The following is a 20,376-nucleotide window of genomic DNA, read 5'->3' as shown; positions in this document are numbered from 1 at the left end:
GGGGGCTTGCTCCCGATGGCAGGCTGTCAGTCAATGCAGGTGTCGACTGATCCACCGCTATCGGGAGCAAGCCCCCTCCCACATTTGGATCGACGGTGTGTCAGCGGTTGCCGTCGACGGGGTCAATATCCGCCAGCTCCGCCTCATCCAGCCCATTCCCGCCGCCAATCTCATCCTCATCCACGATGCTCAAATCCCAGTCGGCCGGTTCACTTTCGCCAGCTTCCTGGGCATCCCGCGCACCGTCTTCATGGATCAGCGTTTCGGGGCTCATGTCATCGTCGGTCGATTCATGATCATCCGTCGAAGCGCCGGTCATCCCGGCCTCTCGCACCCGTTCGTCGGGCATCAAGTGCTCGCGCTCGCGGCGCGGGATCTCATCGCCGATCTCCGCGGTGGGTTGCTTATCGTCAAAATCCAGCTCGCGCATCGAACCCATGCGATCTTCGTTGTCATCAATGGGTTCGGGCTGGGTAGCGCCGTAGGGACGTCGTGATTCAGTCATGGCCAATCCTCATACTGTGGGGCTTATAGTGTGTGGACAGGCTCGGCTCCCCAAAGATTCAAGCTAATTTGCGTGCGGCGTGACCTGGACGAGGGGTTGTCAGTCACAAAACTGCGCATCATTCCTGAGGCTTTCCCTGATGAACGAACTACAAGACCTGCTTGATAACAACGAACGCTGGGCGGATGCGATCAAACAGGAAGATCCCGAATTCTTCGCCAAGCTCGCCCGCCAGCAAACCCCGGAATACCTGTGGATTGGCTGTTCCGATGCCCGCGTACCGGCCAACGAAATCGTCGGCATGCTGCCGGGTGATCTGTTCGTGCACCGTAACGTTGCAAACGTGGTGCTGCACACCGACCTCAACTGCCTGTCGGTGATCCAGTACGCGGTGGACGTGCTCAAGGTCAAACACATCCTCGTCACCGGCCACTACGGCTGCGGCGGCGTACGCGCCTCGATGCAAGACCGCCAGTTCGGCCTGATCGACGGCTGGCTGCGCACCATTCGTGACCTTTACTACGAAAACCGCGACGTGTTGGCCCAATTGCCTACCGAAGAAGAGCGCGTAGACCGCATGTGCGAGCTGAATGTGATCCAGCAAGTGGCTAACGTCGGCCACACCAGCATTGTGCAAAACGCCTGGCATCGCGGGCAGAGCCTGTCGATTCATGGCTGCATCTACGGCATCAAGGATGGCCGTTGGAAGAGCTTGAACACCACCATCAGTGGTTTCGAGCAGTTGCCGCCGCAGTATCGCCTGCGTCCGCTGGGCGAAGCCTAAGGGCGTTTGCGCTCGCGCCACCGGGTCATGAACGCTTGTCCCTCGGCGTTCAATGGCTCATCGCGACCGGTGACCCAGCCTCGGCAGTTCAGCTCGCGGCATTGGCAAGCGAACTGCCGGAACAGCACGTCTTCGGTGCTGGCGTAATCCATGGTCAGGAGGTCGCCGGCGAGGATGTCATGCAGGGTCCAGACCTCCAGGTAATGCAGGTCGAGAAACACGTTCGGTTCGCAGGAATGAGAGAGCAGGCCAGTGAACCAACAGTCATAGAGGTGCAGGCGGGATGACAACTGCAAAGTATGCAGGCGTCGTTCACTGAGGGCATAGCCGGAGATCTTGGCGATGCAGACGCGACTATCGAAGGCGACTTGCGCTTTGATGCCGGCGCCCATGCCATCGACTGCGTGCACCACTTCGAAGTGTTTCGTCGAAGGGTAGCCCTTTCCCAGTGTGGAGTTGAAGGGGTAAAGGCACTCGCTTGCAGTGGTTTTAGCCTTTTCCATGGCTTGAGTTTTCATAACTCTCCTGGTTCAGGCTGCATCGACCTGCGGGTGGTGGCTGACTACCAGTCTTGCAGCGGATGGGTGCGGCTCAAGGCTCGCTCAACATGGATCCGATTTCTACTGTCAATGTTGACAGTAGAAATCGGTTATTTGTGTACCGGCTACAGTGCCGGGGCTGCGATGGCTGGAGCAGGGGCGGCGCTTTTCAGCTGCTTCAACTGGGCTTTTATGGCCGGGGTGGCACATTTCGCGTTGGCTTCTTCCGGGGACAGGTTGCGCACCGAGGTATAAAACAACTCACAGGTTTGCTCCTTGCGCGTGACTTGCCAGGTATTTATGCACGCCTTGAGCAGCACGTTCGCATCACTCGCCGGTTTTTGGCCCATCCCGGCCTGCCAGCACGCGGCGCTCAGATCCTGGCCCATCACCTTCAAACCGGCTTCGTCGGCCTTCTGCTCGTTGCCGTCGTAGGTGTCGGGGCTGGCCGCATACCAGATGTAACTCGGGTGGTTGGCGCCCAACACCGAGACGGTTTTGCCGTCGGCCGGGCTGATCTGCGCCAGGCCCAGCACTGCCACGCTCTGCCCGTATTGTTGTTTGATCCAGCTGCGCACCGGCGCGCCGAACGCCACCATCGGCAAAGCGCCTTTGGCGGGCAGGCTCAGTTCTTGAACCATGCGCGTCTGGTAATCGGTGAAGTAGCTGTAGACGTTTTCCAGGTCCTTGCCCGCATTGGAAGGCGCGGCGATGGGCGCGATATCGATGATGGTCTGGTACGCCGGGGTTTCGGTCGCCGGGATGCCATTATCCGTGAGCAGGGTGGCCCAGCGGTCGGTGGTGGCCGATTCGAGGTAATCCTGGGCTTGAGTCAGCGAGTAGTCCGGCGGGAAATGCAGCAGCTCGATGCTTTTACGGTTTTCCAAGGCCATGCCCAGCGGCAGGAACAAGTACCAGTTGTAGGCCCACTTGCCGTCGCTGTTGAGGTTGCTGGCACCTTGATAGGCCAGGTCTGCGGTATTGAGCAACGTGGTCAGGGGCTGGCCATAACTGTCAGGCACACCGCTGAAGGTCGCCGATACCTGCCCGTCATGGGTCTTGACGCTCACTTTCGCCCGGCTGTAGCCATCCCGTTGCAGGCTCTGGTTCAGATAGTGCTCGGCAGTCTGTTCCAGCGTCCATGGCCGAAAGCAGATCACATTGCAGTTGTTGGGGAAGGCAAACAGTTGGGTAACCCGCTGAGTGCTCCCCAGCGGTACCTCGATGTCGGCCTGTACGACCGCACTCGCCATCAGTGCGGCCAGGGTGAAGGACAACCTGGTCGGTTTAAACATTGTTGTTTCCTTGTCAGCGAAAGCCCGTCTGCGCGGGGTGAAAGCCCACCTCCACACAGTAGCGGCTGACCAGGAAAACCGCGTGCTAAATCAGCCGCTGTGTCGCTATTGGATAAGAAAACCTACAGGTTGAACTGTAAAGCGTTGCTTAAGTCACCCATCGGTTTCTGGCCGCGGGCGATCATTGCGTCATCACGTTGCTTAAGGCCGTCCAGGGTCTCCAGCTGAAACACCCGGGTGATCAGCCGCATAATCGACGCCGTGTCGTACACCGTATGGTCCACCGTGCCTTTGCGCGCGAACGGTGACACCACGATCGCTGGCACCCGCGTACCCGGCCCCCAGCGGTCGCCCTTGGGCGGCGCGACGTGGTCCCACCAGCCACCGTTTTCATCGACGGTCACCACCACCACCATGTTTTTCCACTGCGGGCTCTCTTGCAGCACTTTCAAGGCGCGCGCGATATGACGGTCGCCCGAGGCTACATCGGCATAGCCCGCGTGCATGTTCAGGTTGCCCTGGGGTTTGTAGAAGGTCACGGCGGGCAGTTTGCCGGCCTCGGCATCGGCAAAGAACCGGTTGGTGTTCGATTCATCCCCCAAACCGCCATCGCGCAGGCGTTTGTCACGCTCGGCGCGGTTTTCCGGGCCTTGCTGCTTGAAGTAGTTGAACGGCTGATGGTGGTACTGGAAGTTCGGAATCTTCGGGATGCCGCCCGAATCCTTGAACTGGTCCAGGGTCGCTTGCCACGCACCGGCGTACCAGGCCCAATCGACATTCTTTTTCGACAGCTTGTCACCGATGTGTTCGTGGGTTTGCGGCACCAGCACGTTAGGCAGATCGGCCTTTGCGTAATCCGGGTTTTCCGGGTCGCGGATCCAGGTCGGCCAATAGGGCGGGGCCAGGGTATTCACGCCGTACCCATCCGGGGTCAGGGCGCTGGGGCCGAACTGCGGCGGACCGGTCATAGCGCTGGCCGGGGACTTGTCCAGCGGCTTGAGACGCGGGTCGGTGGGGTCATCGCTCTGCAGCGTGGCGATCTGCGCCTTGGCTACCGATTGCGCGGCATTCGGGTAAAACGGCGCGGTGGCGCTGATCAGGTATTGATGGTTGAGGAACGAGCCACCAAACGCGCCCTGGAAGAAGTTATCGCAGAGTACAAACTCCTTGGCCACGTCCCACAGGCGCAGGGAATAACGGCTCTGGGCGTAATGGCCCATTACCAGGCCGCCTGAGTCTGCCCAGGCGACAAAACCGTCGTTCTTGCCGCCGTTGATCTGCATCTGGTTCTGATAGAACACGTGCCACAGGTCACGCGTGACCAGGCTCAAAGGCAGGTCTTCGGCATTCGGGCCCTTGAGGGCAAATGGCGCGTTGGGCAGGTTTTCCTGGAATTGCACTTCGCTGGGGTAGGTCACCCCGTCCACCGTTTGCGGGCCGACCTGCAACACGCCGCCCCAGGCCGGAGGCAGGGTGGTCAGCACACTGCCGTCGCGGTCGCGTTGCTGTGTGTCGGCAGCGGAAAGCGCCGACAGTGGTTTCTCCACACCGGGGAAATCTGCAAACAGGTTGTTGAAACTGCGGTTCTCGGCGTAGATCACCACCACGGTTTTCACCTGTTCGCGCAACGCCTTGTCCAGTTCTTGTGGCGTGAGCGGTCGCGCCACCGGTTTACCCGGTGCCTCGCTGGTATTGCCGCAGGCACTCAAGGTCGCGCCGACCCCCAACACTGCCGCGCCCCCGAGGAAACGCCGACGGCTGGTGTCCACCGACGGTTGCGTTACGGAATCGGGGGAAAGGCGGTCTTCGTGATCGTCACTCATTGCGCGGGAGTCCTGGCGAGATGTTGCAAGATATTTCGCAGGACGGTAGCAACGCAATGTGACGGAACGAAGACAGTGATTTGAACCAGAGGGTCACAGCAGGCGCAGTGCCAGCTGGCTGCCCGCCCGCAAGTACTCCACCTGGGCCGTCACCGCATCTTTGACAATGGCCTCACCCGTATCGGTCAGCCTGGCCTTTTTTGCATCGATCACACTGGTCTGCAACAGCTGCATGGCCACGTCGATGGATTTCTGGAAGGCGGTCACGTTGTTATGCAGGCCGAACTCTTCGATAACCGAGGCCATGCGGCGATCGGCGTCGTCTCGCAGGGTCCTGTATTCAGTGAATGAAACGTTGTCGTCCTGATAAATATCAGTGATCAACGTTTCCAGTGATTTGGATAGGGGCGTCATCGGATCTCCTGGGTGTTAAGTGAGTAGGTGTCCGAGTCAGGTTAATCAAAGGTCTGAGTGGAGGGAGTCAGGGGTTGTCGCCGTCTGGAGTAGGACAACCCCACGCGTTACATCAGAAGGAGCTTTTAGGGCATCACAGGCGGCAAATACTTCAACGTCGTCCCCAAAGCCCACAGCAGGAACAACACCAGCGGCGTGTGCACCAGCAACTGCACGAAGGAAAACCCGATCAAATCCCGCGCCTTCAACCCCAGCACCCCCAGCAGCGGCAGCATATAGAACGGGTTGATCAGGTTCGGCAGCGCTTCGGCGGCGTTGTAGATCTGCACTGCCCAGCCCAGGTGGTATTGCAGGTCATTGGCCACTTGCATCACGTAAGGCGCTTCGATAATCCACTTGCCGCCGCCCGACGGGATAAAGAAGCCCAGTACCGCCGAGTACACGCCCATCAGCAGTGCATAAGTGTCGTGGGAGGCGATGGAGGTGAAGAAGGTCGAGATATGGTGCGCCAGGGTCTGGCCGTCGCCACCCTTGACCACGGTCATCAGCGCCGCGATGGAGCCGTACAGCGGAAACTGGATCAGCACGCCGGTGGTGGTCGGCACCGCGCGTGCCACCGCGTCGAGGAAACTGCGCGGACGCCAGTGCAGCAGGGCGCCGGTCATGATGAACAGGAAGTTATAGGTGTTCAGCCCCGAGATCGCACTGATCGCTGGCTTGGTCGAGAACTCATGGAACAGCCAGCCCGCCGCCAGCACCGCCAGCAGGATGGTCAGCAGCGGGCTGTGTTCCAGCCATTCACCTGGACGGGTGGGGGCTTGCAGCTTGGGCAGGTTGAACGCGGGGTCGACGCCGCAGGCCTTGGCATCGCGGGCGCTGTTCGGGCCGGGTGCGGTGGCGTAGGCGATGATCAGCGACACCACGATCAACGCCAGCAACAGCACGCCGGATTGCCACAGGAAGATAGTGTCCGTGAACGGGATCACCCCGGTGATCGACAGAATCGATGGCGGCAGGCTGGCCGGGTTGGCCTGCAACTGTGCGGCCGACGACGACAGCCCCAACGCCCACACCGCGCCAAGCCCCAGGTAAGCCGCAGCCCCGGCCGCGCGATAATCCATGCGCAAATCCGTACGACGCGCCAGCGCCCGCACCAACAAACCGCCAAACACCAGGGACAGGCCCCAGTTGAGCAAGGACGCGACCATCGAGATCAACGCCACCCAGGCCACGGCGGAGCGGCCGTTCTTCGGGATACGCGCCAGGCGGTCGATCAGTTTTACCGCCGGCGGCGAACTGGCCACCACATAACCACCAATCACCACAAAGGCCATCTGCATGGTGAACGGGATAAGGCTCCAGAACCCATCGCCAAAAGCCTTGGCGGCTTCGGTCGGTGCGGCGCCCATGCCCAGGGTCGCCACGGCGACGATGATCACGGCGAGCGCGGCAAATACCCAGGAGTCGGGAAACCAGCGTTCGGCGAAGTTGGAACAGCGCAGGGCAAATCGGGCATAGCGGCTTTCTTCGATAGCATCGGCCACGAGTCTTTCCTCTTGTCTTTATTATGGTGTTGGCAGTTTTACGGCATGTTCCGCTACGGCCATTGATATGGGAATGCAGTTATCTTCATCGAGCCATGAGGAAAACAAATATATCTGCCGTGATTGCCATCATCCTGCTCACCTCATAACCTGCACGCCATTTTGTTTGTCTGCCGAGCCTTCATATGACTGCCACCTTTCCCCTACAGGCGCAGCGTTTTTCCCGCTCCGACTACAAAACCCTGGGCCTGGCCGCCCTGGGCGGTGCCCTGGAAATCTACGATTTCATCATCTTCGTGTTTTTCGCGCTGACCTTGAGCCAACTGTTCTTCCCGCCGGAAATGCCCGAGTGGCTGCGCCTGCTGCAAAGTTTTGGCATCTTCGTCACCGGCTACCTGGCCCGCCCGCTGGGCGGCATCCTGATGGCGCACTTTGCCGATCACCTGGGGCGCAAGCGCGTGTTCAGCCTGAGCATCCTGATGATGGCCTTGCCCTGCCTGCTGATCGGGATCATGCCCACCTATGCACACATCGGTTATTTCGCGCCGCTGATCCTGCTGGCGCTGCGCGTGCTGCAAGGCGCAGCAGTGGGGGGTGAAGTGCCCAGCGCCTGGACCTTCGTTGCCGAACACGCTCCCGCCCCTCATCGCGGCTACGCCCTGGGCTTCCTGCAAGCCGGCCTGACCTTCGGCTACCTGCTCGGCGCGCTCACCGCGACCTTGCTGGCGCAAGTCTTCACCCCGGCCGAAATCCTCGACTACGCCTGGCGCTTCCCCTTCCTGCTCGGCGGGGTGTTCGGCGTGATCGGCGTGTGGCTGCGCCGCTGGCTCAATGAGACCCCGGTGTTCCTCGAAATGCAGGCCCGTCGCCAGGCGGCCGCAGAACTGCCTTTGCGCACCGTGCTTCGTGACCACCGCGCCGTCCTGCTACCCGCGATGATCCTCACCTGCGTGCTCACCTCGGCGGTGGTCGTCCTTGTGGTCATCACCCCCACCATGATGCAAAAAACCTTCGGCATGAGCCCCAGCCACACCTTCGCCTTGAGCGCCTTGGGCATCGTGTTCCTGAATATCGGCTGCGTACTGGCCGGCCTGCTGGTAGACCGCATCGGCGCCTGGCGCGCGGTGCTGGTCTACAGCCTGCTATTGCCGGTAGGGATTGGCATTCTGTACGCCAGCTTGATCAACGGCGGCGTCTGGCTGGGCGCGGCGTATGCCGTCGCAGGCTTGAGTTGCGGCGTGGTGGGCGCGGTGCCGTCGGTGATGGTCGGCCTGTTTCCGGCGCAGGTGCGGGTGTCGGGAATTTCCTTTACCTACAACATTGCCTACGCGCTATGGGCGAGTACGACGCCGTTGATGTTGATTGCACTGATGCCGACCAGCCCGTGGATTTGCGTGATTTACTGCGTGGTGATGGGGGCGGTGGGCGTGGTGAGTGTAGGGCTGTTTGGTAAGCGCCACCCAGTAGATGCTGTTACAAAAGGCCGCTAGGGCCATCAATTGACGAGTATTTGCTGCCGCTCCTATAGTCCTGTCCACTCCTGACGGACACGCATGAACCCATGACTCAGACCGCCTTTATCAACCCCGAAATCCTCTCCTGGTCTCGCCAGCGGGCAGGGCTGTCTGAGGCACAGATTGCCAAAGGGCTTACGGTCAAATTGGAAAGGGTGAAAGAGTGGGAGGCAGGTCAGAGTCTTCCCAGCTTTAGCCAGGCACAAAAGTGGGCTGCCATTGCGCACGTCGCGTTTGGCGTCCTTTTTCTCAAGGCTCCCCCGCCGGAGTCTCTTCCTCTGCCAGACCTGCGTACGGTGGGTGGCGTATTTCCTCACAAGCCCAGCTTGAACTTGATGGACACTGTAAGAGACGTGCTCCGTAAGCAAGACTGGTACTTGGAATATTTGCAGGACCACGAACCCTCCCCGCTGTCCTTCGTGGGAAGTTTCAGTAGCCGTTCGCCCATCAAGGACGTGGTTGCAGATATTCGTCGCGTACTCGGCATGACGGATGCTTTTGCTCGTATGAGTTATGACGATTATTTCAGGGCGTTAGTGAATGGCGCGGAGGAGGCCGGCATTCTCGTCATGCGCAGCGGGGTTGCCTTGGGAAACACCCACCGAAAACTTAATGTCAGTGAGTTTCGAGGATTTGCGATCAGCAATGCTCTAGCCCCGGTGGTCTTCATCAACAGTGCGGACGCACCCACGGCACGGCTTTTTACATTGATGCATGAGCTGGTGCATGTCTGGATCGGTAGCACGGGCGTCTCTGATGGCAACAGTCATAGTGCCCGCCAGGAGGAAGCTTTTTGTAATGCGGTGGCGGGAGAGTTCCTGGCGCCGGAGCTCGTTTTTCGCACGCAGTGGGATTCGAATACGCACTGGGAAGAAAACCTGGCGCCACTGGCTGGGCGCTTTCGCGTCAGCACCTTGGTGATTGCCCGTCGGGCCTGTGATCTTGGCTGCATCAACAGTGATCATTATGGCGCCTACTACCGTCGGATCTTGCAGGCGTATCGAGATAAGGACGGCAGTGGAGGGGACTACTACCGCACAGCGGCTATCAGAAACAGCACCCGTTTGAGCAAGGCCGTTCTGGCCGAAGCGCAGAGTGGGCGGATTCTGCTACGCGATGCGGGAAAACTGCTGGGTGTGCAGCCTGCCAGGTTGAAGGCTTATGGGATGAAACTATCGGCATGAAGCATCTATTGGATTCGAATACGCTGATCGAGGCCAAGAACCGCTATTACGCAATGACGGTTTGTCCAGGTTACTGGGCATGGATTCTTCAACAACACCAGGCTCTGGAAGTTGCCAGTATCGTCCCGGTAAGAGACGAACTAGCCAAAGGCAATGACGATTTGACCCAGTGGGTCAAAGGTAATACGCACTTGTTTGAAGACGCCAGCGATGAGCCTACTCAGGCTGCATTTGGGCAGATCGTCGCAAAGATTGCGGAGCAGGTGCCTGCGATGAAGGCCGGAGCGTTTGAGGAATTTCTTGAGGGCGCAGATCCCTGGTTGATTGCCAAGGCAATGGTCACGGGTGCAGTGGTTGTCACGCATGAGGTCTACAACCCTGACATCAAGCGCAAGTTCACGATTCCCAATGTGTGCTCACTGTTCGGTGTGCCTTACATGAATACATTTGAGTTGCTCGGCAAGCTCGATGCTCGCTTGGTGTTGCATCAGTGAAGCCATTGAGGGGAAGAGCGTTTCCCCTCAATGCGGTATTTTCAGGTCAAGAAGTGCCACATCAGCAACGTACCGATCAAGCCCACGACGGACACAATCGTCTGCAACACCGACCACACCCAGATCGTCTGCTTCAACTGCAAGCCAAAGTACTCTCGCACCATCCAGAACCCGGCATCGTTGACGTGGCAGAAGAACACCGAGCCGGCGCCAATCGCCAGGGCCACCAACGAGCTTTGCGTCGCCGCTAACCCCGCCATCATCGGCGCGAGGATGCCTGCGGTCGTGGTGGTGGCGACGGTGGCCGAGCCGGTAGCCTGGCGCAGCGCTACGGCGATCAACCAGGCCAGCAGCAGATACGGCATGTGTGCGCCTTCGGCGACCTTGCTGATGGTCTGGCTGACGCCGGCGTCCAGCAGGGTTTGCTTGAGGCCGCCGCCGGCGCCGATGGTCAACAGCAACACGGCGATGGGGGCGAGGGCTTTGCGCAGGGTGTTGCCGACCTCGGCACGCGGCATGCCGGCGGCCCAGCCCAGGCAGATCACAGCGGCGATCACGGCCAGGCCGAGGGCGATCAGCGGTTCGCCGAGGAACTTCAAGGTCAGGCCGACCGTGCTTTCGGCCGGCAACGCGACCTTGGCCAAGGTGCTGCCCAGCATCAGAATCACCGGCAACAGAATGATCAGCAACGACACACCAAAGCTCGGCTGGCGAGGCGCCTTGGGCGGTGCGCTGAACAGCGCGCCGATGTCGGCCGGCTCATCCACATGCAGGCGCTTGGACAGCCAGTTGCCGTAGAGCGGGCCAGCCAGGATCACCGCCGGGACCGCCAGGCAGAAGCCCAGCAACATGGTCAGGCCCAGGTCGGCGTGCAACGCGCTTACCGCAATCAGCGGCCCCGGATGCGGTGGCATCAAGGCGTGCAGGGTGGTCATGCCGGCCAGCGCCGGAATGGCGATTTTCAGCAGCGGCTGGTTCGAACGTTTGGCCATCACAAAGATGATTGGCACCATCATCACCAGGCCCACTTCAAAAAACAGCGGCAAGCCGATCACCATGGCCACCAGCGCCATCACCCACGGCAGTGACTTACCCTTGCCCAGTCCTAGCAGGGTGGTGGCTATGCGGTCGGCCGCGCCGGACTCCGCCATCAACGCGCCGAGCATGGAACCCAGGGCAATGATGATCCCCGCTTCACCGAGGATCGCCCCGGCGCCTTTGCTGAACGCCTTGGCCACTTCTTCCGGCGGCAAGCCGGCGCCGACACCGGCGATGAAGGTGCCGATCAGGATCGACAGGAAGGGCGGCAGTTTGGTCGCGCTGATCAGCACAATGATGCTGGCGATGGCCAGCAGTACGCAGAGCATAAGGCGGGTGTCGTGAACCATCCACGCGGCAGTCGATAACTCCAAAACGGGACTCCTTATCGAACAGGTTGGGAAAATTGTTTCTTTTTGTTTCCTGTTCGAAAAGCATACCTGATACAACTGTGCCAGAGCGTTCAAGCGCACTTTTGGTGCATTTAAAGGTAACAATGGCTTGGCGTGCAGATGACAATTTTGCAACCCATGCCGATGGGTCCGGCCTATCGCTCTATGATTCCCGTGCCCCTGCGTAAGAGCCCGCTCGCCGGCAAGGCCCACGAGAACATTTACCACCACGAGGATTTTCCATGAGCGCAGGACACAACCACGCCAAGGTACGCGCCGGTCACGAGCGTCTGTTATGGCTCGCCCTGGGCCTGACCGGCAGTTTCATGGTTGCCGAGGTCATCGGTGCATTTATCACCGGCAGCCTGGCGCTGTTGTCCGATGCCGCGCACATGATGACCGACGCCCTGGCCCTGGGCATTTCCCTGGTGGCAATCCAGGTGGCCAAGCGTGCCGCGGACCGCAAGCGCACCTTCGGCTATGCGCGTTTCGAAATTCTTGCCGCGGCGTTCAATGCGCTGCTGTTGTTCGTCGTTGCGTTCTACATCCTCTACGAGGCGTATCAGCGGCTGCAGGCGCCCGCCGAGATACAGTCCACCGGCATGCTGGTGATTGCCGTACTGGGGCTGATCGTCAACCTGATTTCCATGCGCCTGCTGAGCGCCGCCAGTGGTGAAAGCCTGAATGTGAAGGGCGCGTACCTGGAGGTCTGGAGCGATATGCTCGGTTCCATCGGCGTGATCATCGCGGCGCTGGTGATCCTGTACACAGGCTGGGGCTGGGTCGACTCGCTGGTCGCCGCGGCCATTGGTTTCTGGGTGTTGCCACGCACGTGGACGTTGCTCAAGGAAAGCATGAACGTGCTGCTGCAAGGCGTGCCGGACGGCATTGACATCGAACAGGTGGAGCAGGCTATTCGCGGTGTGCGTGGGGTCAAGGATGTACACGACCTGCATATCTGGGCGCTCACCAGTGGCAAGAACGTGCTGAGCACCCATCTGGTGGCGGATTCGGCGCTCGGCACGGAACAACAAATCCTCGTCCAGGTGACGGAACTGCTGCATGAGAAATTCGATATTTCCCATGCGACCATCCAGGTCGAAGGTGCCGGCTTTGCGCATGATGAACATGACGAGGTGCATGCCTGATCCTGGCTAACGGATTTGTAATGTTCTGCACACCGCTCTGATAAGTACCGAAAGCTACAGTGCCCCGGCTTGGATTTATCCGCCATTTCATGGGCCTGGAACTTTCGTTATGCCAATTCGCGCAAGAACATTTCTGTGGTCGATCGTCGTGTTTCTGGCGACGGCACAAGGGGTCGTTGCACAAACCCTGACCCTCGATGCGGCCCTGCAAACCGCCTTTGCCAACAACCCTGACCTGGCGGCCGCGCAATGGGAGATCGACATTGCACAGGGCGGTCGCCAGCAGGCGGGGTTGATCCCGAATCCGGTGGCCTCCTGGGATGCCGAAGACACCCGTCGCAACTCCCGCACCACCACCGTTAAACTCAGCCAGACCCTGGAACTGGGCGGCAAGCGCGGTGCGCGCATCGACGTTGCCACACGAGCCCAGGACGCCGCCGCGCTGACGTTGGAACAGCGCCGCAACACCCTGCGCGCCGAAGTCATCGACAACTACTACGGCGCGCTTCGCGCCCAGGAACGCCTCGACCTGGCGCAGCGGTCCATGGCCGTGGCCGAACGCGGACTGGCCGTCGCCAACGGTCGTGTCACCGCTGGCAAAACCTCGCCGGTGGAAGCGACCCGCGCGCAGGTGCAGTTGTCGGAAATGCGCCTGGAATTGAACCGCGCTCAGATAGGCCTCACCGATGCTTATCGCCGCCTTGCCGCGAGTACCGGCAACGCCGTGCCGGACTTCCAAGTCGTTGCCACACACACCCAGTCCACGCCTGCTTTGCCGCCCGCTACCCAATTGTTGGCGCGCCTGGAACAAACCGCCGAACTGCGCCTGGCCGAACTGAACATCCTGCAAAACGAAGCCAGCGTCGGCCTGGAAAAAGCCCAGCGTATTCCCGACCTCGACGTGTCCATCGGCAGCCAATACGACGCCAGCGTGCGTGAGCGCGTGAACCTGGTGGGGGTGTCGATGCCGATCCCGCTGTTCAACCGCAATCAGGGCAATGTGCTGGCGGCCACGCGCCGCGCCGATCAGGCCCGCGACCTGCGCAACGCCGCCGAACTGCGCCTGCGCACCGAAACCCGTCAGGCCCTCGACCTGTGGCAAACCGCGAATACCGAAGTGCGCGCCTTCAACCAGCAGATCCTGCCCGCCGCGCAAGAGGCGGTGGACAGCGCCACTCGTGGCTTTGAGATGGGCAAGTTCAGTTTCCTCGACGTGCTCGACGCCCAGCGCACCCTGATCGCGGCCCGCACCCAGTACCTCACGGCCACCGCCCAGGCCACCGACGCCTGGGTGCGTATCGAACGAATTTACGGCGACCTCGCCCGGTTTTGATTTTTCCTGGAGTCCCCCTATGAACAACACCCACGGCGTGGCGCTTGCCGTCGCCTTGAGCCTGATGCTGTGCAGCGTTGCTAAGGCCGAGGAAGAAGAAGGCGAACTTGAACTCACCGAGCAGCAGATTCAAGCCGCCGGCATTCAGGTCGCCCAGGCTCAACCGCGGTCTATCAGCACGTTGCTGGTGCTGCCGGGAGAAGTGCGTTTCGACGAAGACCGTACCTCCCACATCGTGCCGCGTGCGGCGGGCGTGGTGGAGTCGGTCAAGGTCAACCTCGGCCAGTCGGTAAAGAAGGGTGAGCTGCTGGCGGTGATCGCCAGCCAGCAGATTTCCGATCAACGCAGTGAGTTGGCCGCCAGTGAGCGGCGCGTCGAACTGGCCCGCACCACCTTCCAGCGAGAGCGGCAGTTGTGGCAGGACAAGATCTCTGCCGAGCAAGATTACCTGCTGGCGCGCCAAGCGCTGCAAGAAGCCGAAATCGCCTTGAACAACGCCCGCCAAAAGATGACCGCATTAAGTGGAAGCGCCGTACTGGTCGGCGGCAATCGCTACGAACTGCGTGCGCCCTTCGCTGGCGTCGTGGTGGAAAAACACCTGGGTGTCGGCGAAGTGGTGAGCGAGACCAGTAATGCCTTCACCCTCTCGGACCTGTCCCAGGTGTGGGTGACCTTTGGTGTATTTCCCAAGGACTTGAACAAGGTACGCGTCGGCAAGCCGGTCAACGTCAGCTCCACCGAAATGGGCACCGAGGTGCTCGGCACCGTGGCCTATGTCGGCAACCTGCTCGGCGAGCAGACACGCACCGCCACTGTGCGCGTGAGTGTGCCCAACCCCGATGACGCCTGGCGGCCTGGCCTATTTGTCAGCGTGCAACTGGCCACTGACACGTTCCAGGCCAAGGTTACCGTGCCCCAGGAGGCCATCCAGACCGTCGAGGACAAACCCTCGGTATTCGTGCGCACCGAGCACGGTTTTGTCACCCGTCACCTGGAACTCGGCGCGAGCGAAAACGGCTACGTCGAAGTGCGCCAGGGCCTCGATGCCGGGGCGCAGGTGGCCACGGTCGGCAGCTTCATCCTCAAGTCCGAACTGGGCAAAGGCTCGGCCGAGCACGCCCATTGATCCTGCGAGTGATTCCCCATGTTTGAGCGCCTTATCCAATTTGCCATCGAGCAGCGCATCATCGTGCTGCTGGCGGTGCTGTTGATGGCCGGTGTCGGCATCGCCAGCTATCAGAAGTTGCCCATCGACGCGGTGCCCGACATCACCAACGTGCAGGTGCAGATCAACTCGGCGGCGGCCGGGTTTTCACCGTTGGAAACCGAGCAGCGCATCACCTTTCCCATCGAAACCGCCATGGCCGGTTTGCCCGGCATGCAGCAGACCCGCTCGCTGTCGCGCTCCGGCTTGTCTCAGGTGACGGTAATTTTCAAGGACGGCACCGACCTTTTTTTCGCCCGGCAATTGGTCAACGAGCGTCTTCAGGTGGCGCGCGAGCAATTGCCCGCCGGCATTGAAACCGCCATGGGGCCTATTTCCACCGGCCTCGGGGAAATTTTCCTATGGACCGTGGAAGCCAAGGACGGCGCGCTCAAGGACGATGGCACGCCCTACACCCCGACCGATCTGCGGGTCATCCAGGACTGGATCATCAAGCCGCAACTGCGCAACGTGCCGGGTGTGGCCGAGATCAACACCATCGGCGGCTTTGCCAAGGAATACCAGATTGCGCCCGACCCCAAGCGCCTGGCCGCCTACAACCTGACTTTGAATGACTTGGTCACGGCGCTGGAGCGTAACAACGCCAACGTGGGCGCGGGCTACATCGAGCGCAGCGGTGAGCAATTACTGATCCGTGCGCCCGGGCAGTTGGCGTCCATCGATGACATCGCCAACATCGTCATCACCAGCTCGGACGGCACGCCGATCCGCGTGCGCAATGTGGCGCAGGTCGACATCGGCCGTGAGATGCGTACCGGCGCTGCCACGGAAAATGGCCGCGAAGTGGTGCTGGGCACGGTGTTCATGTTGATTGGCGAAAACAGCCGCAGCGTGTCCCAGGCCGTGGCGAAAAAACTTGAAGAGATCAACCGCTCGCTGCCCGAAGGCGTCGTCGCGGTCACCGTCTACGACCGCACCAACTTGGTCGAAAAAGCCATCGCCACCGTGAAGAAAAACCTCTTCGAAGGTGCGCTGCTGGTGGTGGCGGTGCTGTTCCTGTTCCTCGGTAATATCCGCGCTGCGCTGATCACCGCGATGGTGATTCCGCTGGCGATGTTGTTCACCTTTACCGGCATGTTCACCAACAAGGTCAGCGCCAACCTGATGAGCCTCGGCGCGCTGGACTTCGGCATTATCGTCGACGGCGCGGTGGTGATCGTCGAGAACGCGATTCGTCGCCTGGCGCATGCGCAACAGCGTCATGGCCGCCTGCTGACCCGCAGCGAGCGCCTGCATGAAGTCTTCGCCGCCGCCAAGGAAGCGCGGCGAGCGCTGATCTTCGGGCAACTGATCATCATGGTGGTGTACCTGCCGATCTTCGCCCTCACCGGGGTGGCCGGGAAGATGTTCCACCCGATGGCGTTTACCGTGGTGATAGCCTTGTTGGGCGCAATGATTCTGTCGGTGACCTTCGTGCCGGCGGCGATTGCGCTGTTTGTGACTGGCAAGGTCAAGGAAGACGAAAACTTCGTCATGCGCAGCGCACGCCGGGTCTATGCGCCGGTGCTCGATTGGGTGATGGCGCGCCGGCCGCTGGTGTTCGGCTTGGCCGTGTTGACCATCGTCGCCTCGGGCGTTGTCGCCAGCCGCATGGGCAGCGAATTTATTCCCAGCCTCAGCGAAGGTGATTTTGCCCAGCAAGCCTTGCGTGTGCCAGGCACCAGCCTGACGCAGTCGGTGCAGATGCAGCAGCAACTGGAAAAAACCTTGATGGCCCAGGTGCCGGAAATCGAGCGGGTATTCGCGCGTACCGGTACCGCGGAAATTGCCTCCGACCCGATGCCGCCGAACATTTCCGACAGCTACGTGATGCTCAAGCCCAAGGACCAATGGCCCGATCCGGACAAGTCCCGCGAGACCCTCATCGCCGACATCCAGCGCGCCAGTGCGATTGTGCCGGGCAGTGCGTACGAGTTGTCGCAACCGATCCAATTGCGTTTCAACGAGCTGATCTCCGGGGTGCGCAGCGATGTGGCGGTGAAGGTGTTCGGCGACGACATGGACGTGCTCAACAAGACCGCCGGTGAAATCGCCGAGACCCTGCAAAAGCTCAGCGGCGCCTCGGAAGTCAAGGTTGAACAAACCTCCGGCCTGCCGGTGCTGACCATCAATATCGACCGCGATAAGGCCGCGCGTTTTGGCCTGAATGTGGGCGATGTGCAGGACACCATTGCCGTCGCAGTCGGCGGGCGCCAGGCCGGTACGTTGTACGAAGGTGATCGCCGTTTTGACATGGTTGTGCGTTTGTCCGACGCGCTGCGCACCGATATCGATGGGCTGTCACGGCTGTTGGTTCCGGTGCCGGGTAACGCGTCTGGCCAGCTGGGTTTTATCGCCTTGTCCCAGGTCGCCAGCCTGGACCTGGTGCTCGGCCCGAACCAGATCAGCCGCGAGAACGGCAAGCGCCTGGTGATCGTCAGTGCCAACGTGCGTGGGCGGGATATCGGCTCATTTGTGGAGGAAGCTGAGGCGGCGTTGATTGCCCAGGTGAAGGTGCCGGCGGGTTACTGGACCACCTGGGGCGGCCAATTCGAACAATTGAAAGAAGCGTCCGAACGCTTGCGCATCGTGGTGCCGGTGGCGTTGCTGCTGGTGTTCGGGCTGCTGTTCATGATGTTCAACAACCTCAAGGACGGCTTGTTGGTGTTTACCGGGATTCCGTTCGCCTTGACCGGTGGGATCATGGCGCTGTGGCTGCGGGATATTCCGCTGTCGATCTCGGCGGGGGTCGGCTTTATTGCCTTGTCCGGCGTGGCGGTGCTGAACGGTCTGGTCATGATCGCCTTCATCCGCAACCTGCGCGAGGAGGGGCGATCGTTGTCGATGGCGATCAACGAAGGCGCGTTGACCCGGCTGCGTCCGGTGCTGATGACGGCGTTGGTGGCGTCCCTCGGGTTTATCCCCATGGCACTCGCCACCGGCACCGGCGCCGAGGTGCAGCGGCCGCTGGCGACGGTGGTGATCGGCGGGATTATCTCGTCTACGTTGCTGACCTTGCTGGTGTTGCCGGCGTTGTATCAGTGGGCCCATCGCAAGGAATAGGAAACACCAGGCGGAACCGCGTAAAACGGCCGGGCTGGCTGCTGACGTCGGCGTGCCCCTGATGCAGGTGCATGATCGACTGCACAATCGCCAGCCCCAGGCCGGTGCCGCCTTCGGCCCGGGTGCGGCTGCTGTCGGCGCGGTAAAAGCGCTCGAACAGGTGCGGCAGATGATGGGCTTCGATACCGCGCCCCGGATTGCCCACCGACAGCGACACACTCTGGTCGTAGCGTTCCACCAGCAGCAATACGCTGGAGGCACTCGGGGTATGGCGAATGGCATTGGACAGCAGGTTGGAAATGGCGCGCTGGATCATCAGGCGGTCCCCCGTTACCCAGGCGTCGCCGCGCAGGCTCAGGGTGACGTGCTTGTCCTCGGCGCTGAGGGCGAACAGCGCCATCACCCGCTGCGCTTCCTGTGCCAACGACACCGGGGCAAACTCGGCCCGCGCCGCCGGGTGGCTGACCTGAGCCAGGAACAACATGTCGGAGACCATCCGCGACAGGCGCTCCATTTCCTCGGTACAGGATTCCAGGCTGGCCTTGTATTCCTCCGAGGGCCGTTCACGGGACAGGGTCACCTGCGCCTTGCCCATCAGGTTGGTCAACGGTGCGCGCAGCTCGTGGGCGAGGTCGTCGGAGAACTGCGACAGTTGCTGCACGCCGGCATCGAGGCGGTGCAGCATGAAGTTGATGCCCTGGGCCAATTCGCCCAGCTCCTTGGGCAGGTTGTCCAGCTCCAGGCGATGGGTCAGGTCCTGGGTGCTGACCTTGGCCGCCACGCGGCTGAACTGCTGCAGCGGCGCGAGCCCGCGTTGCACCAGCCACCACGCGCCCATGCCGATCAGGATCAGCAGCATCGGCAGGGCGATCACCGTGGAACGCAGGTAGGCACTGAGCAACGCTTCATCGTCGGAGCGATCCAGCGACAGCAACACACGCACGTTTTCGCCACTGCTCAGCGGCATCAGGCGGGTGGCGCTGAGGATGCGATTGCCCTGGCCGTCGACCCAGTTCAAGTACGCCAGGGTGTTGCTGGCGGGCACGTCCAACAACAGCGGCTGCTGCGGTTTGGCACCGACGCTCAGCAGCACCGGCGCATCCGGTCGTGCGCCGATGATGGTCAGGTAGATGTTGTCGTGGCCCATCACCAGGTCCAGCAGCGAATGGGGGCGGTCGCTGATGTCGTGGGCGTCGAGGCCCTGGCCGAGGCTGTGCTCCAGCTGCTCCATTTTGTTTTCCAGGCCTTTGCGCGCGAGCTTGTCCAGCTCGTGGGTCAGGGCCAGGTACGCCAGGGTCGCCAACAGCACGACGAGGCCGGCGCCCATCAGGCTGACCGTCAACCCCAGGCGCATCGACAGGCTGCTGGTCCTCATGGGCGCGCCTCCAGCACGTAACCCACGCCGCGAATGGTGTGGATCAACTTCACCTCGCTCTGGTCATCGACCTTGCCCCGCAGACGGCTGATCGAGACTTCCACGACGTTGGTGTCGCAGTCGAAGTTCATGTCCCACACCAGCGAAATAATCTGCGTGCGGGTCATCACTTCACCGGCCTGGCGCATCAGCACGTGCAGCAGCGCGAATTCCTTGGTGGTCAGGTCGATCCGGCGGTCGCCGCGATAGGCGCGATGCCGGCGCGGGTCCAGTTCCAGGTCCGAGACGCGCAGGACGTCCGGCACTGGGATGTGTTCGCTGCGTCGCAACAGGGTGCGCACTCGGGCCAGCAGCTCGGGAAACTCGAAGGGCTTGACCAGGTAATCATCGGCGCCCATGTCCAGGCCCTTGATCTTGTCGGCCAGCCGGCCGCGCGCGGTCAGCATCATCACGCGCTGGTTGCCGTCGCGGCGCAGTTGTTCCAGCACTTCCCAGCCGTCGGTGTTGGGCAAGTTGACATCCAGGATCACCAATTCGTAGCGGTGTTGCCGGGCCAGGTGCAGGCCATCAATGCCGCTGGCCGCGCAATCGACGACATAACCGCTTTCGGTCAAGCCTTGCTGCAGGTAGTCGGCGGTTTTCTGCTCGTCCTCAACCACAAGGATACGCATGGGGGGTTACCTTCAAAGAAAACGGAAAGGGGGCATGGCCTCATAGCGAGGCTGGG

At 61.2% G+C, this 20,376-nt stretch carries 17 protein-coding genes; 8 read left to right on the top strand and 9 right to left on the bottom strand.

Annotation, left to right across the window (positions count from 1 at the left end; translation table 11 throughout):
- Positions 1-100: 100 nt before the first annotated feature.
- Positions 101-505, bottom strand: coding sequence for a serine kinase/phosphatase (locus BM403_RS07930; protein ID WP_093542352.1), 405 nt, complete (start codon positions 503-505; stop codon positions 101-103).
- A 139-nt stretch (positions 506-644) separates the two neighbouring features.
- Here BM403_RS07930 and can point away from each other — a divergent pair, with 139 nt between their 5' ends.
- Positions 645-1,289 (top strand): carbonate dehydratase, encoded by a 645-nt coding sequence (can, locus tag BM403_RS07925; protein WP_003188288.1) that lies wholly within the window; start codon positions 645-647, stop codon positions 1,287-1,289.
- On the opposite strand, the gene BM403_RS07920 is transcribed toward can, so the two are convergent.
- From BM403_RS07920 to BM403_RS07900, 5 genes are all read right to left on the bottom strand, one after another.
- Positions 1,286-1,807, bottom strand: a complete 522-nt coding sequence (locus BM403_RS07920) for an SET domain-containing protein (protein ID WP_093542349.1) — start codon at positions 1,805-1,807, stop codon at positions 1,286-1,288. The genes can and BM403_RS07920 overlap by 4 nt on opposite strands.
- A gap of 146 nt (positions 1,808-1,953) precedes the next feature.
- Positions 1,954-3,123, bottom strand: a complete 1,170-nt coding sequence (locus BM403_RS07915; RefSeq protein WP_093542344.1) for a hypothetical protein — start codon at positions 3,121-3,123, stop codon at positions 1,954-1,956.
- A 122-nt stretch (positions 3,124-3,245) separates the two neighbouring features.
- Positions 3,246-4,946, bottom strand: a complete 1,701-nt coding sequence (gene acpA / locus BM403_RS07910) for an acid phosphatase (RefSeq protein WP_093542342.1) — start codon at positions 4,944-4,946, stop codon at positions 3,246-3,248.
- A 93-nt stretch (positions 4,947-5,039) separates the two neighbouring features.
- Positions 5,040-5,360 (bottom strand): hypothetical protein, encoded by a 321-nt coding sequence (locus BM403_RS07905; RefSeq protein ID WP_012722066.1) that lies wholly within the window; start codon positions 5,358-5,360, stop codon positions 5,040-5,042.
- Positions 5,361-5,485: 125 nt separating this feature from the next.
- Complete coding sequence (locus BM403_RS07900; RefSeq protein WP_046034146.1) at positions 5,486-6,904, bottom strand: short-chain fatty acid transporter; 1,419 nt, start codon at positions 6,902-6,904, stop codon at positions 5,486-5,488.
- 185 nt (positions 6,905-7,089) lie between these two features.
- Here BM403_RS07900 and BM403_RS07895 point away from each other — a divergent pair, with 185 nt between their 5' ends.
- From BM403_RS07895 to BM403_RS07885, 3 genes are all read left to right on the top strand, one after another.
- Positions 7,090-8,394, top strand: coding sequence for an MFS transporter (locus tag BM403_RS07895; protein WP_012722068.1), 1,305 nt, complete (start codon positions 7,090-7,092; stop codon positions 8,392-8,394).
- A 71-nt stretch (positions 8,395-8,465) separates the two neighbouring features.
- Positions 8,466-9,602, top strand: a complete 1,137-nt coding sequence (locus BM403_RS07890) for an ImmA/IrrE family metallo-endopeptidase (RefSeq protein WP_012722069.1) — start codon at positions 8,466-8,468, stop codon at positions 9,600-9,602.
- Positions 9,599-10,096 carry a DUF4411 family protein gene (locus BM403_RS07885; RefSeq protein WP_093542341.1) on the top strand — a complete coding sequence of 166 codons (498 nt, stop codon included), beginning with the start codon at positions 9,599-9,601 and terminating at the stop codon, positions 10,094-10,096. The genes BM403_RS07890 and BM403_RS07885 overlap by 4 nt, the downstream gene beginning before the upstream one ends.
- A gap of 41 nt (positions 10,097-10,137) precedes the next feature.
- On the opposite strand, the gene BM403_RS07880 is transcribed toward BM403_RS07885, so the two are convergent.
- Positions 10,138-11,508: a GntT/GntP/DsdX family permease gene (locus BM403_RS07880; RefSeq protein WP_093542336.1), complete on the bottom strand. Its 1,371-nt coding sequence runs from the start codon at positions 11,506-11,508 to the stop codon at positions 10,138-10,140.
- Between the two features lie 260 nt (positions 11,509-11,768).
- Here BM403_RS07880 and BM403_RS07875 point away from each other — a divergent pair, with 260 nt between their 5' ends.
- The 4 genes from BM403_RS07875 (at position 11,769) to BM403_RS07860 (ending at position 18,274) form a co-directional block, all read left to right on the top strand.
- The gene (locus BM403_RS07875) at positions 11,769-12,674 is read left to right on the top strand and encodes a cation diffusion facilitator family transporter (RefSeq protein WP_012722072.1); all 906 of its coding nucleotides are present in this window, start codon (positions 11,769-11,771) and stop codon (positions 12,672-12,674) included.
- Positions 12,675-12,783: 109 nt separating this feature from the next.
- The gene (locus tag BM403_RS07870; RefSeq protein WP_139237950.1) at positions 12,784-14,007 is read left to right on the top strand and encodes a TolC family protein; all 1,224 of its coding nucleotides are present in this window, start codon (positions 12,784-12,786) and stop codon (positions 14,005-14,007) included.
- 19 nt (positions 14,008-14,026) lie between these two features.
- The gene (locus tag BM403_RS07865) at positions 14,027-15,133 is read left to right on the top strand and encodes an efflux RND transporter periplasmic adaptor subunit (protein ID WP_012722074.1); all 1,107 of its coding nucleotides are present in this window, start codon (positions 14,027-14,029) and stop codon (positions 15,131-15,133) included.
- 18 nt (positions 15,134-15,151) lie between these two features.
- Entirely contained in the window at positions 15,152-18,274 is a 3,123-nt protein-coding gene (locus BM403_RS07860; protein WP_093542331.1) for a CusA/CzcA family heavy metal efflux RND transporter, read from the top strand.
- Here BM403_RS07860 and BM403_RS07855 read toward each other — a convergent pair.
- A complete protein-coding gene (locus BM403_RS07855; RefSeq protein ID WP_093542326.1) occupies positions 18,213-19,649 on the bottom strand; it encodes a heavy metal sensor histidine kinase in 1,437 nt (478 codons plus the stop codon). The genes BM403_RS07860 and BM403_RS07855 overlap by 62 nt on opposite strands.
- Positions 19,646-20,320, bottom strand: coding sequence for a heavy metal response regulator transcription factor (locus BM403_RS07850; protein ID WP_012722077.1), 675 nt, complete (start codon positions 20,318-20,320; stop codon positions 19,646-19,648). Before BM403_RS07850 ends, BM403_RS07855 begins: the two co-directional genes overlap by 4 nt.
- Between the last annotated feature and the right edge of the window lie 56 nt (positions 20,321-20,376).

Source organism: Pseudomonas sp. OV546, from assembly GCF_900116845.1.
GTDB lineage: Bacteria > Pseudomonadota > Gammaproteobacteria > Pseudomonadales > Pseudomonadaceae > Aquipseudomonas > Aquipseudomonas petroselini.
This window is presented reverse-complemented; position numbering and strand designations above follow the sequence as displayed.

Coding starts and splice junctions, on each gene's coding strand:
- BM403_RS07930 (WP_093542352.1), bottom strand. CDS start 505: ATGACTGAATCACGACGTCCCTACGGCGCTACCCAGCCCGAACCCATT.
- can (WP_003188288.1), top strand. CDS start 645: ATGAACGAACTACAAGACCTGCTTGATAACAACGAACGCTGGGCGGAT.
- BM403_RS07920 (WP_093542349.1), bottom strand. CDS start 1,807: ATGAAAACTCAAGCCATGGAAAAGGCTAAAACCACTGCAAGCGAGTGC.
- BM403_RS07915 (WP_093542344.1), bottom strand. CDS start 3,123: ATGTTTAAACCGACCAGGTTGTCCTTCACCCTGGCCGCACTGATGGCG.
- acpA (WP_093542342.1), bottom strand. CDS start 4,946: ATGAGTGACGATCACGAAGACCGCCTTTCCCCCGATTCCGTAACGCAA.
- BM403_RS07905 (WP_012722066.1), bottom strand. CDS start 5,360: ATGACGCCCCTATCCAAATCACTGGAAACGTTGATCACTGATATTTAT.
- BM403_RS07895 (WP_012722068.1), top strand. CDS start 7,090: ATGACTGCCACCTTTCCCCTACAGGCGCAGCGTTTTTCCCGCTCCGAC.
- BM403_RS07890 (WP_012722069.1), top strand. CDS start 8,466: ATGACTCAGACCGCCTTTATCAACCCCGAAATCCTCTCCTGGTCTCGC.
- BM403_RS07885 (WP_093542341.1), top strand. CDS start 9,599: ATGAAGCATCTATTGGATTCGAATACGCTGATCGAGGCCAAGAACCGC.
- BM403_RS07875 (WP_012722072.1), top strand. CDS start 11,769: ATGAGCGCAGGACACAACCACGCCAAGGTACGCGCCGGTCACGAGCGT.
- BM403_RS07870 (WP_139237950.1), top strand. CDS start 12,784: ATGCCAATTCGCGCAAGAACATTTCTGTGGTCGATCGTCGTGTTTCTG.
- BM403_RS07865 (WP_012722074.1), top strand. CDS start 14,027: ATGAACAACACCCACGGCGTGGCGCTTGCCGTCGCCTTGAGCCTGATG.
- BM403_RS07860 (WP_093542331.1), top strand. CDS start 15,152: ATGTTTGAGCGCCTTATCCAATTTGCCATCGAGCAGCGCATCATCGTG.
- BM403_RS07855 (WP_093542326.1), bottom strand. CDS start 19,649: ATGAGGACCAGCAGCCTGTCGATGCGCCTGGGGTTGACGGTCAGCCTG.
- BM403_RS07850 (WP_012722077.1), bottom strand. CDS start 20,320: ATGCGTATCCTTGTGGTTGAGGACGAGCAGAAAACCGCCGACTACCTG.